This window comes from Streptococcus humanilactis (genome assembly GCF_019448275.1).
GTDB lineage: Bacteria > Bacillota > Bacilli > Lactobacillales > Streptococcaceae > Streptococcus > Streptococcus humanilactis.
Map to the genome: position 1 here is coordinate 439,984 of NZ_JAHXBZ010000001.1, position 17,316 is coordinate 457,299.

Consider the following 17,316-nt stretch of genomic DNA (forward strand, 5'->3'; position numbering starts at 1 on the left):
TAGTTTGAAACTATATAATAATGAAAAAATAATTTAGTCAAGAAAATAGCTGTCAATTTCAGATAAATTATGTAAAATTCTTGTGTTTTCAATTTCTAATTTTTCTGCCAACTCAATAGAATATTCAAAACTAAGTTTAGTATTTAACGATAAATCAAACGAATAATCTTGTAATTTACCCAATTTTTTATATTTTTCTATTATTTCGTTATAAATACCAAGATAATGTCTATCTAAAATTTTTATGTAATTATTCAGATTTTCCTGGTAGTCTTGAATGATTTTTTGTTCGCTATCATTTAATATTCCCTTCCCTATTTCCCAAATGAGTGAGCTGGCCATTGAACCCACAATAGAACCCAGAACTGGTATAGGAATCATTGCTTGACCAATACAAGCACCAATTGTTGCAAAGGAAGCATCCATTACATTTAATGTCAAAAGATTCATAAATTCATCTTGGGTTATTTCTGTAGATCTATACTTTAGAACAATATCTATCATTCCATAAGTTGCCATAACTAAAGCACTAGCATTTGGGGCACTAATCCCCAAGACGTTTGTTAATCCATAAATAGAATAACCAGATATTGCACCCTTTACAACTCCTTCAGCTGTATTCAATCCACAATCTAACCAATCTGATTGTTCGAATTCGAAAATATTTTTTCCTTCTTTAAATTTTCCATACACACTCGACATCAAAGCTAAACCACCCTGTAAAAAAGCGGCGTTCCTTGCAACCTTGTTAGCTTCTTTTAAATTTGGCAATGCATGTTTTTGGGCTACTAATCTTTTTTTATTTAATTCTTGTTGTTTCAGTCTGACCGTTTTATAAATATTTTTCTGTTCAGAATCCAATAGAGAGTTAATTGAATTCTTTTGAGCGTCTTTATAATCTAGAGCTGAGGATTTCATCCAAGATTTGTATGAAGTAAGTCCCTTGCTTTCAGTGATATCATTAATCATTTGGCGTATATCCGTAATTTGTTTAATGGACAATCTCTTGCCATTAAATTCAACTTCTTTTGCTCCTGCCATTATTTTTTCAAATACTTGAACGTGATCTTTTGGAAACATCATTTTCATTTTTGTATTGTAAAAAAATGATTGTTCTAATTCATCACGTAAATTATTATAAAACTTCATTTGAATAGTATTTCTACCAATTAATAAATCGGCTGGTCCATTGTCATTCAATACTTTAACTATTGGTTTTAATCCCTCAATTGCTCTCCTTGCATTTACAATTCCTGCTTCTGCAAACTCTGCTATAAAACCATGTACTCCACGATCACCGCCACGATTTTTAACAATAACATCTTCTATATTATCTTTAGCATAATCTAAAATTTTAGAGGCATTATCCTTGTTTAAGATGACATTGCGAGCTTCATCTTCTATCATTTTCATAGCAATTTGTAAGTCTTGAATTCTTAAGTTATTTAAGCAATTGACATATGCTCCAATACCTTGGTTAAATGCTTGATTAAAAATTTGATTAACCATTTATTTTAATTTCCTTATTTATCATAGCTGTTAGTGATAATGTTGAATTCACTAAATTACCTGCTTTATATTTTTCATCTTCAGTAAATAAGCTATAGTCCATTCCAGTTAAAGATAAATTGGCTAAATAAATTCCTTCTGTTTGTTTTTCAGTTAATTCTATTAATTCCGTAACTTCTATTACTTTTTCTTTAAGTTGTCTAGCCAACAATTCTACCTTTTTCTGTTCCTCTATAGCCTCTCTTGCAACTTCTTCATTTTTCCTATTAGCTACTACACCAGCGCCTACAGAAGCGGTCAACATAACGCCTGCAATTCCCCAACCGACAGGACCAGCCAAAGCTAAAAATGCGTTACCTGCTGCCACTCCACCGCCACCAGTTGCTACACTTCCACCACCTAACCAAGCCAGAGCGGCGCTATTTGCTGCAGCACCTGTCAAACTTGATATCGCAGTACCTGTTGATGCAACACCAAATGTAGTTGCAACACCCATAGCGGCAGTAGGCCCTAAAGTTGCAACTGTTACTCCTAATGCACTAAGAGAAGCCGTAGCCGCTGTACTACCACTTGCTAATTCAGCTTCCTTAATTGACTGTGAAATAGCAATTTGCTTATCTTCAAAATTCTGAATTTCAACATCAATTTCTTCTAATTTTGTTTCAAACTCTTTTGGCTTATTTGCTAGCTTACTAATTCTTTCTTCAATAATTTTTACAACTTTGACTGCTTTTTCCCTAACCTGATAGAGTTCTGTTGATTTATTAGCTAAATTATCAGCTTCATCGTTATACAATCTTATAGATTCTTTATATCCCTCGACAGCTTCTTGTCTAAGTTTAGAATTAAAGAGGTCAACAGCATCAATTTGTTCTTTCGTATTATTCGCTATTTTACCTGCTTCATTAAAAGTTTCCGATGAAGCTTTAGTTACATGTTCTACCACATCACTAGCTACCCCAATAGCTTTTTCAGAAACATCTGTGATAACATCGCCAACCTGACTTGAAACATCTTCTATAACTTTTACAGACTCTGTAATAGCTTCTCCAGTAAATTTACCTGCTTCATTTAATACTTTACTGGTAGCGGATCCAGCATCATTCAATACCTTACTAGCTTCTTTTGTAAAATTGTCAGCAAATTTAAAAAAATTCATTCAGCATTCTCCTTATTGCATATATTTCTATTATCCTATAAACAGGAGAGATTGTCAAAATCGACCATATATTAATTTACTCAATTTTTATCACTTTCATTTTACTTACCGTTTATTTTTGTGTACAATAGTGCTATGAAAATTTTAGTTACATCGGGCGGTACCAGTGAAGCTATCGATAGCGTCCGCTCTATCACTAACCATTCTACAGGTCGCTTGGGGAAAATCATCACAGAAACCTTGCTTGCTGCAGGGCATGAAGTTTGTTTAATGACGACAAAACGAGCTCTGAAGCCAGAAACCCATCCCAACCTAAGCATTCGAGAAATTAACAATACCAACGACCTTCTTCTTGAAATGCAAGAACGTGTTAAGGAATATCAGGTTTTGATTCACTCAATGGCGGTGTCTGACTACACTCCTGTTTATATGACGGGGCTTGAGGAGGTTCAGGCTAGCTCTAATCTAGAAGAATTTTTAAGCAAGCAGAATCATCAAGCTAAGATTTCTTCAACTGATGAGGTTCAGGTTTTATTCCTGAAAAAAACACCAAAAATCATCTCTTTAGTCAAGGAGTGGAATCCAGCTATTCATCTGATTGGCTTTAAGCTACTGGTTGATGTTACCGAAGACCATCTGGTTGACATTGCTAGAAAAAGTCTTATCAAGAACCAAGCAGACTTGATTATCGCAAATGACCTGACTCAAATTTCAGCAAACCAGCACAGAGCTATCTTTGTTGAAAAAGATCAGCTTCAAACAGTCCAGACTAAAGAAGAAATTGCAAAACTCCTCCTTGAAAAAATTCAAGCCTATCATTCTTAGAAAGGAAAGCTATGGCAAACATTCTCTTGGCTGTAACGGGCTCAATCGCCTCTTATAAGTCGGCAGATTTAGTCAGTTCTCTAAAAAAACAAGGCCATCAAGTCACTGTTTTAATGACTCAGGCTGCTACAGAGTTTATCCAACCTTTGACACTACAGGTACTCTCACAGAATCCTGTCCACTTGGATGTCATGAAGGAACCCTATCCTGAACAGGTTAATCATATCGAACTTGGTAAAGAAACTGATTTATTTATCGTGGTACCTGCAACAGCTAACACTATTGCAAAACTAGTCCACGGCTTTGCGGACAACATGGTAACCAGTACAGCTCTAGCCCTGCCCAGTCATATTCCCAAACTCATCGCACCAGCAATGAATACAAAAATGTATGACCATCCGGCAACTCAGACTAATCTGAAAACATTAGAAACATACGGCTATCAGCTGATTGCTCCTAAGAAATCCCTACTAGCTTGTGGAGACCATGGACGAGGAGCTTTAGCTGACCTCACAATTATTTTAGAAAGAATAAAGGAAACTCTCGATGAAAAAACGATCTAATATTGCACCTATTGCTATCTTTTTTGCAACCATGCTCGTGATACACTTTCTGAGCTCGCTTGCCTTTAACCTTTTTCCATTTCCAATCAAACCGACCATTGTTCATATTCCTGTCATTATTGCCAGCATTATCTATGGTCCACGAGTTGGGGTTACACTTGGATTTTTGATGGGACTTCTTAGCTTGACAGTTAATACGATTACAATTCTACCGACAAGCTACCTCTTCTCACCATTCGTCCCAAACGGTAACATTTACTCAGCTATCATTGCCATCGTCCCACGTATTTTGATTGGTTTAACTCCGTATCTAGTCTATAAACTGATGAAAAACAAAACTGGTCTGATTTTAGCTGGTGCCCTTGGTTCACTTACCAACACAGTCTTTGTACTTGGTGGAATTTTCTACCTTTTTGGAAATGTTTTTGATGGTAATATCCAAAAACTCCTAGCAACTGTTATCTCAACAAATTCGATTGCAGAATTAGTCATTTCCGCAGTTCTAACCCTAGCCATTGTTCCAAGACTACAAACCTTGAAGAAATAAAAATAATCTCCGCTTTCAAACTTGAAGGTGGAGATTTTGCTCTATATCGTTACTATTATTAGTGAAATCTTTACCAATATTTAATTTAAAATGGCCTATAAACTCAAGTAAATCCTTGCTTTATTGTCTTGTTTATTGTACTATACTAGTGTATATACAGACAAAAAGGAGATTCTTATGAACACACGGAAAAAGACACAATTTATGACAATGACTGCCCTCTTAACGGCTATTGCAATTTTGATTCCAATTGTTATGCCTTTCAAGATTGTCATTCCACCTGCTTCCTATACTTTAGGAAGCCACATCGCTATTTTTATTGCCATGTTCTTATCGCCCTTGATGGCTGTTTTTGTCATCCTAGCTTCTAGTTTCGGATTTTTGATGGCTGGCTATCCCATGGTTATCGTTTTTCGAGCTTTTTCCCATATCTTTTTTGGGACTTTGGGGGCTCTTTACCTACAAAAATTCCCCGATACCCTAGATAAACCAAAAGCTTCCTGGATTTTCAACTTTGTGTTAGCTCTTGTCCATGCCCTTGCTGAAGTATTAGCTTGTGTCGTTTTTTATGCAACTTCCGGTACCAATGTAGAAAATATGTTTTATGTTCTATTTGTACTAGTTGGATTTGGCACAATTATCCATAGTATGGTAGACTATACATTAGCACTAGCTGTCTATAAAGTGCTTCGAAAACGCCGTTAAAAAGGAAAAGCTATGACAAAAGATCGCAAACATGCTCTGCTCCAACTCTTGAAAGAAGCTCCTAAAGCCCTTAATGGCCAAAGTTTGGCGGAACATTTTCATGTCACACGTCAGGTCATTGTACAGGACATCGCAATTTTAAGAGCCGATGGCGCTCCTATCCTATCCACCAATCGTGGCTACATCTATAAGCAAATTGAAACCAATCCTTATGTTCACAAACTTTTCAAAGTGAAACATGAAGTTGAAGAAATCGGTCAAGAACTCTTTGCTATCGTTGATAATGGTGGACGTGTTCAAAATACCTTGATTGACCATCCCGTCTATGGAGAAATTGAAACCTTACTTAAACTGTCTTGTCGCAGAGATGTGCAACATTTTCTAGAGCAAGTCGAACATTCAGATTTTAGACCTCTGTCTGAATTGACAGATGGTATCCATTACCACCTAGTCGAAGCCGAAACACAACAAGACCTCCACTATATCGAGGAGGCCTTGGATCAGCTCGGTTATTTAGTAAAGGATTAGAAAATTTTCTTTTCCCAATCGTCTTCTATACGATGACGGTAGAAAAACTCTGATTTGTCAGGAGCTTCCATCATCTCCATCAAGGGTAACATATCATAGGCCAGATCCAAGTTTGGAATCTGGTCTTTTTGCACCCAAGAAACTTCTCCAAATCCAAAAGATTGAGATGTATATATAGAATCCGCTATAGCAGGCTCTAAAGACTATCCGCTTGATTTTATATTGAAAAGCTTCTCCTTAATTTTTCACAATTTCGTTCCCTTAATTTTACTTTCGAGCAATAAACATACCATATTCTTTAGGAATAATTAACTCACCTTTATAAAAATGTACTTCTAATCTTTTACGAATGACTTTTTCTTCTAGCGAACCTATTTCTGAAATTCCTTTAAAGGATTGGATGTATTTAACTAGATCATCTATGCTAGTTACCTGTAACTCATCATCATAGAGTAATGTATCGACAGAGTTAAAATACCTACTCAGGTACCTTTTGCCATTTTGTAAAGTAAACGTTTTATTTTCCAAATCTTGATTAACATCATCTTTAAATAAACTTGACAAATAATCTACAACTCCATTTTCACCAAATGTAGCACAGTAAAAAATTCCTCCTGTTTTTAAGACTCTATTCACCTCAGAAAGAGCTTTAGGAATATCATTGACATGATGTAGAAGCATATTAGCAATAACAATATCAAACGTTTCATCCTCAAAAGAAATCTTTTGAATATCCATTATTTCATAGTTAACATTGTCTCTATTTCCAATCACTGACCTCGTTGTTCTCACCATATCTTTAGAAAAATCTGTAATAACCAACTGCTTCATTTTATCTATAGAATCACTATTACTTTTCCACAGTTCTCCTGTACCACATCCCAATTCTAGAACCTTTACTTCATTAGTGATTTGGTAGTTGGAAAATATCCAATTGTTAAATCCTAATTTATTTTTTGAATAGTTCTTATGCAATTCTACTCGAATATCAAGATTATCATGACTTTTATATTGTTCAATTACTTTATCATCCATTTTCTGATACTTCCTTTCATATTTTAAGATTATACCATAAAACAAAACACTCTCCGATTTCAACATTGAAGGTGGAGATTGTTCAAAATATAGATCGAAAAGAATAATAAGAAATTTAGAGATATTCAGTTGACTTACACCACCATACTTAGCCTATATTTCAGTACCTTACTTTAAAAGATAACACCTATCGACTAATCATAGAACTAAAAAGTTTCTTTCTCCCAGCCATCATCTGTACGGTGGCGGTAGAAAAATTCAGATTTGTCAGGAGCTTCCATCATCTCCATCAAGGGTAACATATCATAGGCCAGATCCAAGTTTGGAATCTGGTCTTTTTTCACCCAAGAAACTTCTCCTTCATCTGAAGAGCGAAGGCTACCAGAGAACTCAGTCGCCTTGTAACAAATGACAATATAGCGCCCACCTGTATCCAGAGGCCAATTTTTAATGCCGACAAGTTGAGGATTTTGGATAGTCAACCCTGTTTCTTCATAGATTTCACGAATGACAGACTCCGCAAAAGCCTCACCATTTTCAACATGACCTCCAGGAAAGGCATAACCAGACCAGCGATTAGTTTCAGGAGAGCGATACTGCATAACCACGCGCTGGGTTTCAAGATCTTCAATCAGACAAATGTTTGTTAAAATCGTTAATTGGGAACGGGACATAAATTTACTCGCTTTCTAAGTTATTAAAACATATCTTCGTTATATTTTACTTCGGACTTCATGATAAAGGGATTGAGCAATTCATTTTAATCTCACTAAATTCTCTAAAACACCTTCTGCTTTAAGTTATCATCAACTCAACGATAAGGAATTTTCGAACTTTCTATCTCTATATCAGGATTAGCAAGTTTGAGATAAGGAGCAATATAATCTGCATCCGTAACCTTTGGTCCTAGAATAACTTTTGAGTATTTCAAAGGAAGTAAATTGATGTATACAAATAAATCATATCTGCCATTGTCTTTCGAACTTAATACAATATACTTTCTAAAATCTTTATAGTTAACTTTATCAAAAACTTCTAACCCAATTTCTTCTTTCTTAAAGTACTTCTCATTTGATGAATCATTAGCATCTCTTTTAATAATATTTTGTATAGCTGTATCATCTAAATTAATTAAAATGCGATACTCTATTTCATACTCATAGTCTTTAACTTTGAAAAGGTAAGAAATCTTCTTCAATTTCTCAGCAAAACTTATCAATTCTTTTTCAGCTTCCAGCTCTTGCAATTTTTCAAATAGCTGTTTTAAATTATCAAGAGATTTACCAACATCTGTTTCTTCTTTATTCTCGGACATTAAATCTAAATAATGAACTTTAACAAACTCTATCGATTTATGAGCAACTATATCTTCAAGATAAGACAGATCATATTCAAGAAATGCTCCCTGAGATGAATCAGCATATTCCTTCCACATAGGTAAACTATCAGATACCGTGGTTAGAGAAGATATAAAAACATTGGAAGTTTGATATTGTTTGAAAAACGTATTATCTATACCCAAATAATCATATATTACTCTTCCTTCCATCGGGTCATTTAACTGTTTTAGATTAGTCAGTCGTAAAAATGGAGGTTGAGTTTCAGAATTGTTTTCATTTTTCCAGTCTGCTTTTATAAGAAAATTTGTTAAAGTATCAATCTTAGTATAATGTCCAAAAGAACCTATTTTTTTCAACTCTTCAGCGTCAACAGTTAATTTAGAACGTATATAGGAGATAACATTATCTGCTTGTTTTAAAAGTTGCTTAGCATCTAACGAGGAGATTGATTCTGAATAACTTTTCTCATTCGAGTAAGCATTATCATACTTCTCAATTAACTTAATTGCTTGATCTCGAATTATATCAGAATTATTTTCTTCTGCTATCTTTCGAACAACATCAATCGAATCATTAATTACAACATCAAAGTGTCTTGACACAAAATCTAGATAGTCATCAATATCTTCAGCTTGTGGATTATCAATAAAATATTTATTTATTATCTTTAAGTGCTCAAATTGAAAAATTGAAACAAGCTCATCTAATCTAAAATACCAATATCTAGTATAATTAAAATCAATATTTTCAAAATCAATATTTTCAAAATCAATATTTTCAAATATAAAGTTGATGAACGGTTCTAATTCACTTTTAAAATAGTTCCTTCTTTCTTCTGGTAAACTTTTCTGTCTAAATAGTGGAACAAAAACTGAAAGCAAATCCGAATAAATCATTTTACTATTCTCTAGATTATCTTTTAATACTAAATCAATAATTTTAAAGAAATAACTCTCATTTTCAAACAATATAGAATATTCTTCATATTCTTTTGGTTCAAATAAATAATAATAAAGAGAATCTAAATACCTAAAGCATACACTCCAACTATATACTTGTGAATTATTTGATAGTATTTTATTTATGGACTCTAAAATCTTTTTTTGGATAATTTTATCAATCTTCTCTTCAAAATCACTAAAAATATAAAGAACAAGTTCAACACATTTCAATTGTTCTTCTTCAGATAATTTTAAATATTGATTTATAAAATTTTCAAGTTCGGATTTCAGTTTTTCTTCATTCAAGGAATCAAAATGATCTTCTAATTCAGATTTACTAAATTTACCTGTAAAATAATTTAACTTTTCCATTTTGTCTCCTTCCAAAACCTACCCCAACGCCTTGACTTCCAGCATCATATCACGAATCTGAGCTGCGAGTTCAAAGTCAAGCACTTCTACGGCTTCTTGCATTTGTTTCTCTAGTTTCTTGACTAGTTCTTTGCGTTCTTGTTTGTTTAGGCTATTGATATCGATTTCCTTGTCTTCTTCCTTAGCAACTGCCTTGGTCACAGCAATCAGGTTACGGATTTCTTTCTTAATGGTTTGTGGCACGATACCATGTTCTTCATTATAAGCCATCTGGATTTTGCGACGACGGGCAGTTTCATCGATAGCACGTTGCATAGACTGGGTAACCGTGTCCGCATACATGATAACATGACCTTCACTGTTACGGGCGGCACGCCCAATGGTCTGGATGAGTCCACGCTCGTTACGAAGGAAACCTTCCTTGTCAGCATCGAGAATGGCAACTAAACTTACCTCAGGAACGTCAATTCCTTCACGGAGCAGGTTGATTCCGACCAAGACATCAAAGATACCCAAGCGCAGGTCACGGATAATCTCCGTTCGCTCTAAAGTCTTGATATCCGAGTGCATGTACTTGACCTTAATGCCCATTTCCTTGAAGTAGTCGGTCAAATCTTCTGCCATTTTCTTGGTCAAAGTTGTGATAAAGGTTCGCTCGTTCTTTTCAACACGGGCATTGATTTCACCTAAGAGGTCATCAATCTGTCCCATAGTCGGACGGACTTCCACCTCAGGATCCAAGAGTCCCGTTGGACGAATGATTTGCTCAATCACTGTCTCCGTCTGTTCATTTTCATAGTCACCAGGTGTCGCTGAAACGTAAACAATCTGATGAACGTGACTCTCAAACTCCTCCCGACGGAGAGGACGATTGTCCAGAGCAGACGGTAAACGGAAACCGTAATTTACTAACATTTCCTTACGAGAACGGTCTCCATTGTACATGCCTTTGATTTGCCCCATGGTCATGTGGCTCTCATCAATCATGATCAAGAAATCATCTGGGAAGAAGTCGAGAAGCGTATAAGGAGGCTCCCCTTCGCTACGTCCATCCATGTGGCGAGAATAATTCTCAACCCCGTTGGTATAGCCCATCTCACGCAACATTTCGATATCATACTCTGTCCGCTGTTTCAAACGTTGGGCTTCAAGTAATTTACCTTCCTTCTCAAAGACAGCTAACTGCTCTTCCAATTCGGTCTGAATTTTAGCAATGGCAACTTCCATGTGGTCGTCATTGGTCACAAAGTGAGTAGCTGGGAAAATCGCTAAATGATCCACTTCTCCCAACACCTGACCAGTCAGGGCCTCAACCTCACGAATACGGTCAATTTCGTCTCCAAAAAATTCTACTCGAAAGGCGTGTTCATCACGGGAAGCTGGGAAAATCTCCACTACATCCCCACGCACACGAAATCTTCCCCGTTGGAAATCAATATCATTACGTTCAAACTGGATATCAACCAAATCATTCAAGAGTTTATCACGAGAAATTTCAAGACCTGGACGCAGACTCACAACACTATCAGCGTATTCTTTGGGCGAACCCAGACCATAGATACAAGAAACGGAAGCTACGACGATAACATCATTACGCTCCAGAAGGGCCGAAGTCGCTGAGTGACGAAGTTTGTCAATCTCATCATTGACAGAGCTATCCTTTTCAATATAGGTATCGCTAGAAGGGACATAGGCCTCAGGTTGGTAATAATCATAGTAAGACACAAAGTACTCAACAGCATTTTCAGGGAAAAATTCCTTAAACTCTCCATAGAGCTGACCCGCCAGAGTTTTATTGTGGGCGATAACCAGAGTAGGTTTATTGACTTTGGAAATGACTTGACTCATGGTATAGGTCTTCCCTGTACCAGTCGCCCCCATCAGAATCTGAGCTTTTTCTCCCCCCTCAATGTTATCTACCAGCTGCTCGATAGCTTGTGGTTGGTCTCCTGATGGTTGATATTTTGATACTAGTTTAAATTGATTGTCAGTAATGCGGTTAATCATAAGAATCCTCTCTCCATGTGCTATTCCTATTTTAGCATACTTATAGCATTTTCACGAAGAAAAGGACGGACCGAAGTCACATCCTTTCATTTTCTTTCTTCAATTGATAAGCGAGATAGACAATCAGCAGTAGTAAGACCAGACTTGTCATGATGGAACCCTCAATACCAAAAGATCCACCTGATAGCCAGCCTTGATTGCCTTGTGGTAAAAAGGTCATCAGCGATGTTCCTGACGGCTGACCACTAACTAAAATCCCAAATAGATTTCCCTGAGCAAAATTCCAGGCTCCATGAATACCTGCAACACCCCAAACTGTATCAGTTTTGAGAAGGTAAAGAGCCATGGCAACTCCGAATAAGAAGAGATTTACTAAAGATAGTGGTGTTAGACCAGAATTGCCCATATGAAGCAGGGTAAAGAACAGGCTCGATATAAGAACAGCAAGCTTTAGATTGGTTCTTGAGGCCAATTGAGGAAGGAGCCAAGCACGGGACACCACTTCTTCTGCTGTCCCCTGTAAAATCCAAAACGGAATGGTAAAAATAACAAAGGCAAGCGAATAAGGATTCAAGTGAATGGACTCCAAACGATATTGCCCCAAGGCCACTAAACCTAACAAAGTAAGAAGAAAAAGTGCCAGACCTAGCCCAAATCCTTTAAGAAGATTTCTGAGGAAATTCTCTCTATAAAATCCCAAGGTTCGAATCGGTCTTTTCTCAACTTTTTTAGTCCATCTGAACACAGTGTTGAGTATAAAACCAAAGGCCAGCAATTCTAAAATTAAACGAAAGTCACCTGTTTTATCCGTCAAGCTCTGATGCAATGTCTGCAAGTGGGTTGCAAGATTTTGACCAGCCTCTCCAAAATTTCTAGCAAGTCCGATGAGAGCTAACAAACTAATACCATACAGAGTATAAGCCACAAACTCTCCTATGAAGACAAAAGCAAAGGCTAACAAGGGGCTTGTGTAAATGTTTAAACTCATTTTTGAAGCTTGGAAGTCTTTAAATATTCTTTTGTTCTTCATATTCTTGTCCTCTTTTCTTCTATATATACTATTATTATAGCACTTTTTAATAGCAATTCAAGAAAGAAAAGAAAAAACAATGTTACATTTTCTGACACAGAAATATAAAAATTTGCCTTTTTTTACTTTTTCTGATATAATGGGAAAATATTCGGAAAAGGAGACTAAAAATGAAGAAAAAATTTCTAGCATTTTTGCTAATTTTATTCCCAATTTTCTCATTAAGTATTGCGAAAGCAGAGACGATTAAGATTGTGTCTGATACTGCCTATGCACCTTTTGAGTTTAAAGATTCAGATCAAACTTATAAAGGAATTGATGTTGACATTATTAACAAAGTCGCAGAGATTAAAGGATGGAATATTCAGATGTCCTATCCTGGATTTGATGCAGCGGTCAATGCGGTTCAAGCTGGTCAAGCTGACGCTATCATGGCAGGGATGACAAAGACGAAAGAACGTGAAAAAGTCTTCACCATGTCTGATACTTACTATGATACAAAAGTTGTCATTGCAACTACAAAGGCACACAAAATTAGCAAGTACGACCAATTAACTGGCAAAACTGTTGGTGTTAAAAACGGAACAGCCGCTCAACGTTTCCTTGAAACAATCAAAGATAAATACGGCTTCACTATTAAAACATTTGACACTAGTGATTTGATGAACAACAGCTTGAGTGCTGGTGCCATCGATGCCATGATGGATGACAAACCTGTTATCGAGTATGCCATTAACCAAGGGCAAGACCTCCATATTGAAATGGATGGTGAAGCTGTAGGTAGCTTTGCTTTCGGTGTTAAAAAAGGTAGCAAATACGAGCACCTAGTTACTGAATTTAACCAAGCCTTGGTTGAAATGAAAAAAGATGGTAGTCTTGATAAAATCATCAAGAAATGGACTGCTTCATCATCTTCAGCAGTGCCAACTACAACTACTCTAGCAGGCTTAAAAGCCATTCCTGTTAAAGCTAAATATATCATTGCCAGCGATTCTTCTTTTGCACCTTTTGTTTTCCAAAACTCAAGTAACCAATTTACTGGTATTGATATGGAATTGATTAAGGCAATCGCTAAAGACCAAGGTTTTGAAATTGAAATTACCACCCCTGGTTTTGATGCTGCTATCAGTGCTGTTCAAGCTGGTCAAGCTGATGGTATCATTGCTGGTATGTCTGTCACTGATGCTCGTAAGGCAACTTTTGACTTCTCAGAATCCTACTACACTGCCAATACTATCCTTGGTGTCAAAGAATCAAGCAATATTGCTTCTTATGAAGATTTGAAAGGGAAGACAGTTGGTGTTAAAAACGGAACTGCTTCTCAAACATTCCTAACAGAAAATCAAAACAAATACGGTTACAAAATCAAAACATTTGCTGATGGTTCTTCAATGTATGACAGTTTAAACACTGGTGCCATTGATGCCGTTATGGATGATGAACCTGTTCTCAAATATTCTATCAGCCAAGGACAAAAATTGAAAACTCCAATCGCTGGAACTCCAATCGGTGAAACAGCCTTTGCCGTTAAAAAAGGAGCAAATCCAGAATTGATTGAAATGTTCAACAACGGACTTGCAAACCTTAAAGCAAACGGTGAATTCCAAAAAATTCTTGACAAATACCTAGCTAGCGAATCTTCATCTACTTCAACAAGCACTGTTGATGAGACAACTATCTGGGGCTTGCTTCAAAACAACTACAAACAACTCCTTAGCGGTCTTGGTATCACTCTTGCTCTAGCTCTTATCTCATTTGCTATTGCTATTGTTATCGGGATTATCTTCGGTATGTTTAGCGTTAGCCCCTACAAATCTCTTCGTGTGATTTCTGAGATTTTCGTTGACGTTATCCGTGGTATTCCTTTGATGATTCTTGCAGCCTTCATCTTCTGGGGAATTCCAAACTTCATCGAGTCTATCACAGGCCAACAAAGTCCAATTAACGACTTCGTAGCCGGTACTATTGCTCTATCGCTCAATGCAGCTGCTTATATCGCTGAGATTGTTCGTGGTGGTATTCAAGCCGTTCCAGTTGGTCAAATGGAAGCCAGCCGAAGCTTGGGTATCTCTTATGGAAAAACCATGCGTAAGATTATCTTGCCACAAGCAACTAAATTGATGTTACCAAACTTTGTTAACCAATTCGTTATCGCTCTTAAAGATACAACCATCGTATCTGCTATCGGTTTGGTTGAACTCTTCCAAACTGGTAAGATTATCATCGCCCGTAACTACCAAAGCTTCAAGATGTATGCAATCCTTGCCATCTTCTATCTTGTAATTATCACACTTTTGACTAGACTAGCGAAACGCTTAGAAAAGAGGATTCGTTAATGGCAAAATTAAAAATTGATGTAAATGATTTACACAAAAACTACGGAAAAAATGAAGTCCTAAAAGGAATTACGACTAAATTCTATGAAGGAGATGTTGTTTGTATCATCGGTCCTTCAGGTTCTGGTAAATCGACCTTCCTTCGTAGCCTCAATCTTTTAGAAGAAGTTACGAGCGGTCACATCACTGTGAACGGTTATGACTTAACTGAAAAAACAACCAATGTTGACCACGTCCGTGAAAATATCGGAATGGTTTTCCAACATTTCAACCTCTTCCCACACATGTCTGTATTGGACAACATTACCTTTGCTCCTATTGAGCACAAGTTGATGACTAAGGAAGAAGCTGAGAAATTGGGAATGGAGTTGCTTGACAAGGTTGGGCTAGCAGATAAAGCTAATGCCAACCCAGATAGCCTATCAGGTGGTCAAAAACAACGTGTTGCCATCGCTCGTGGACTAGCAATGAATCCTGATATCATGCTCTTTGATGAACCAACTTCAGCCCTTGACCCTGAGATGGTCGGAGACGTGCTGAACGTTATGAAGGAATTGGCTGAGCAAGGTATGACCATGATTATCGTAACCCATGAGATGGGATTTGCCCGTCAGGTTGCCAACCGCGTTATCTTTACTGCAGACGGTGAATTCCTAGAAGACGGAACACCAGATCAAATTTTTGACAACCCACAACACCCACGTCTGAAAGATTTCTTGGACAAGGTCTTAAACGTCTAAACTCAAACTGTAAGGATTTCCTTGCAGTTTTTTTCTATCTCGTATTGGATTTTTTGATTTTTCGGAAAATTATGTTAGAATTAAGTTTATGAAATGAGGTTTCCTCATACCTAGCAAGACTAGGAATAAAAATAGAAATTAGGTAGCTAGATGTCATCTAAGGTTATTGTTACAATTTTTGGTGCGAGTGGAGACCTGGCTAAACGCAAGCTCTACCCTTCCCTTTTTAGACTATATAAATCCGGCAATCTTTCCAAGCACTTTGCCGTTATTGGAACTGCTCGTCGTCCTTGGAGCAAGGAATATTTTGAATCTGTTGTAGTCGAATCAATCCTTGATTTGGCAGATAGTACTGAACAAGCTCAAGAGTTTGCTAGTCACTTCTACTATCAAAGTCATGATGTCAATGATACAGAACACTACATTGCTTTGCGTCAATTGCAGGCTGAACTAAATGACAAGTACCAAGCTGAACACAACAAGCTCTTCTTCTTATCTATGGCACCTCAGTTCTTTGGAACTATCGCCAAACACCTCAAGTCTGAAAGCATTGTGGACGGTAAAGGTTTTGAGCGCTTAATCGTTGAAAAACCATTTGGTACAGATTACGCAACTGCAAGCAAGTTAAATGACGAGCTCCTAGCAACATTTGACGAAGAACAAATTTTCCGTATTGACCATTATCTTGGTAAGGAAATGATCCAAAGTATCTTTGCAGTTCGCTTTGCAAACTTGATTTTTGAAAACGTTTGGAACAAAGACTTTATCGACAATGTTCAAATTACCTTTGCGGAGCGCTTGGGTGTAGAAGAACGTGGTGGCTACTATGACCAATCTGGTGCCCTCCGTGACATGGTACAAAACCATACACTACAACTTCTTTCTCTCCTTGCCATGGACAAGCCAGCAAGCTTCACAAAAGACGAGATTCGTGCTGAAAAGATTAAGGTCTTTAAAAACCTCTATCATCCAACAGATGAAGAGCTTAAAGAACACTTTATCCGTGGTCAATACCGTTCAGGTAAGATTGATGGCATGAAATACATCTCTTACCGTAGCGAGCCAAATGTAAATCCAGAATCAACAACTGAAACCTTTGCATCTGGTGCTTTCTTTGTAGATAGCGATCGCTTCCGTGGTGTTCCTTTCTTCTTCCGTACTGGTAAACGTCTGACTGAAAAAGGAACTCATGTCAACATCGTCTTTAAACAAATGGATTCTATCTTTGGAGAACCACTTGCTCCAAACATTTTGACCATCTATATCCAACCAACAGAAGGCTTCTCTCTTAGCCTAAATGGGAAGCAAGTAGGAGAAGAATTCAGCTTAGCTCCGAACTCACTTGATTACCGTACAGACGCGACCGCAACTGGTGCTTCTCCAGAACCATACGAGAAATTGATTTATGATGTCCTAAATAATAACTCAACTAACTTTAGCCACTGGGATGAAGTTGGTGCGTCATGGAAATTGATTGACCGTATCGAAGAACTCTGGGCTGAAAATGGTGCCCCACTTCATGACTATAAAGCTGGAAGCATGGGACCTCAAGCTAGCTTTGATCTACTTGAAAAATTCGGTGCCAAATGGACTTGGCAACCAGATATCGCCTATCGTCAAGATGGTCGTTTAGAATAAAAAAATTTCCTGCAAGTTTGTACCTTGCAGGATTTTTGCTT

At 37.0% G+C, this 17,316-nt stretch carries 15 protein-coding genes and 1 pseudogene; 8 read left to right on the forward strand and 8 right to left on the reverse strand.

Features of this window, described 5'->3' with window-relative positions; genetic code table 11:
• Positions 1-33 precede the first annotated feature (33 nt).
• Both KV696_RS02030 and KV696_RS02035 read right to left on the reverse strand, forming a co-directional pair.
• Complete coding sequence (locus KV696_RS02030) at positions 34-1,509, reverse strand: hypothetical protein (protein WP_219966715.1); 1,476 nt, start codon at positions 1,507-1,509, stop codon at positions 34-36.
• The gene (locus KV696_RS02035) at positions 1,502-2,668 is read right to left on the reverse strand and encodes a hypothetical protein (protein WP_219966716.1); all 1,167 of its coding nucleotides are present in this window, start codon (positions 2,666-2,668) and stop codon (positions 1,502-1,504) included. The genes KV696_RS02030 and KV696_RS02035 overlap by 8 nt, the downstream gene beginning before the upstream one ends.
• A gap of 135 nt (positions 2,669-2,803) precedes the next feature.
• Between KV696_RS02035 and coaB the strand changes: the two genes are divergently transcribed.
• The 5 genes from coaB to KV696_RS02060 all read left to right on the forward strand — a co-directional run bounded on the left by coaB (position 2,804) and on the right by KV696_RS02060 (position 5,836).
• The gene (gene coaB / locus KV696_RS02040) at positions 2,804-3,493 is read left to right on the forward strand and encodes a phosphopantothenate--cysteine ligase (protein WP_219966717.1); all 690 of its coding nucleotides are present in this window, start codon (positions 2,804-2,806) and stop codon (positions 3,491-3,493) included.
• 11 nt (positions 3,494-3,504) lie between these two features.
• A complete protein-coding gene (coaC, locus tag KV696_RS02045) occupies positions 3,505-4,056 on the forward strand; it encodes a phosphopantothenoylcysteine decarboxylase (protein WP_219966718.1) in 552 nt (183 codons plus the stop codon).
• Complete coding sequence (locus KV696_RS02050; RefSeq protein WP_050103755.1) at positions 4,040-4,603, forward strand: ECF transporter S component; 564 nt, start codon at positions 4,040-4,042, stop codon at positions 4,601-4,603. Before coaC ends, KV696_RS02050 begins: the two co-directional genes overlap by 17 nt.
• A gap of 177 nt (positions 4,604-4,780) precedes the next feature.
• Positions 4,781-5,308: an ECF transporter S component gene (locus KV696_RS02055; protein ID WP_001097393.1), complete on the forward strand. Its 528-nt coding sequence runs from the start codon at positions 4,781-4,783 to the stop codon at positions 5,306-5,308.
• A 12-nt stretch (positions 5,309-5,320) separates the two neighbouring features.
• The gene (locus KV696_RS02060) at positions 5,321-5,836 is read left to right on the forward strand and encodes a transcription repressor NadR (protein ID WP_125454474.1); all 516 of its coding nucleotides are present in this window, start codon (positions 5,321-5,323) and stop codon (positions 5,834-5,836) included.
• Here the strand turns inward: KV696_RS02060 and KV696_RS02065 are convergent.
• The 6 genes and pseudogenes from KV696_RS02065 to KV696_RS02090 form a co-directional block, all read right to left on the reverse strand.
• Positions 5,833-6,006 (reverse strand): annotated as a pseudogene (locus KV696_RS02065) (8-oxo-dGTP diphosphatase); the annotation flags it as partial. The gene KV696_RS02060 and the pseudogene KV696_RS02065 overlap by 4 nt on opposite strands.
• A 97-nt stretch (positions 6,007-6,103) precedes the next feature.
• Positions 6,104-6,871, reverse strand: a complete 768-nt coding sequence (locus tag KV696_RS02070; protein ID WP_000342213.1) for a class I SAM-dependent methyltransferase — start codon at positions 6,869-6,871, stop codon at positions 6,104-6,106.
• Between the two features lie 206 nt (positions 6,872-7,077).
• The gene (locus KV696_RS02075) at positions 7,078-7,545 is read right to left on the reverse strand and encodes an 8-oxo-dGTP diphosphatase (protein WP_000091549.1); all 468 of its coding nucleotides are present in this window, start codon (positions 7,543-7,545) and stop codon (positions 7,078-7,080) included.
• A 137-nt stretch (positions 7,546-7,682) separates the two neighbouring features.
• A complete protein-coding gene (locus KV696_RS02080; protein ID WP_000413448.1) occupies positions 7,683-9,524 on the reverse strand; it encodes a DUF2971 domain-containing protein in 1,842 nt (613 codons plus the stop codon).
• An 18-nt stretch (positions 9,525-9,542) separates the two neighbouring features.
• A complete protein-coding gene (gene uvrB, locus KV696_RS02085; RefSeq protein ID WP_219966719.1) occupies positions 9,543-11,531 on the reverse strand; it encodes an excinuclease ABC subunit UvrB in 1,989 nt (662 codons plus the stop codon).
• 76 nt (positions 11,532-11,607) lie between these two features.
• Positions 11,608-12,561: a CPBP family intramembrane glutamic endopeptidase gene (locus KV696_RS02090; protein ID WP_219966720.1), complete on the reverse strand. Its 954-nt coding sequence runs from the start codon at positions 12,559-12,561 to the stop codon at positions 11,608-11,610.
• A gap of 170 nt (positions 12,562-12,731) precedes the next feature.
• Here KV696_RS02090 and KV696_RS02095 point away from each other — a divergent pair, with 170 nt between their 5' ends.
• The 3 genes from KV696_RS02095 to zwf all read left to right on the forward strand — a co-directional run bounded on the left by KV696_RS02095 (position 12,732) and on the right by zwf (position 17,275).
• Positions 12,732-14,897 carry an ABC transporter substrate-binding protein/permease gene (locus KV696_RS02095; RefSeq protein WP_219966721.1) on the forward strand — a complete coding sequence of 722 codons (2,166 nt, stop codon included), beginning with the start codon at positions 12,732-12,734 and terminating at the stop codon, positions 14,895-14,897.
• Entirely contained in the window at positions 14,897-15,637 is a 741-nt protein-coding gene (locus KV696_RS02100) for an amino acid ABC transporter ATP-binding protein (RefSeq protein WP_219966722.1), read from the forward strand. The genes KV696_RS02095 and KV696_RS02100 overlap by 1 nt, the downstream gene beginning before the upstream one ends.
• A gap of 150 nt (positions 15,638-15,787) precedes the next feature.
• The gene (gene zwf / locus KV696_RS02105) at positions 15,788-17,275 is read left to right on the forward strand and encodes a glucose-6-phosphate dehydrogenase (protein ID WP_023944188.1); all 1,488 of its coding nucleotides are present in this window, start codon (positions 15,788-15,790) and stop codon (positions 17,273-17,275) included.
• The last annotated feature ends 41 nt before the right edge of the window (positions 17,276-17,316 follow it).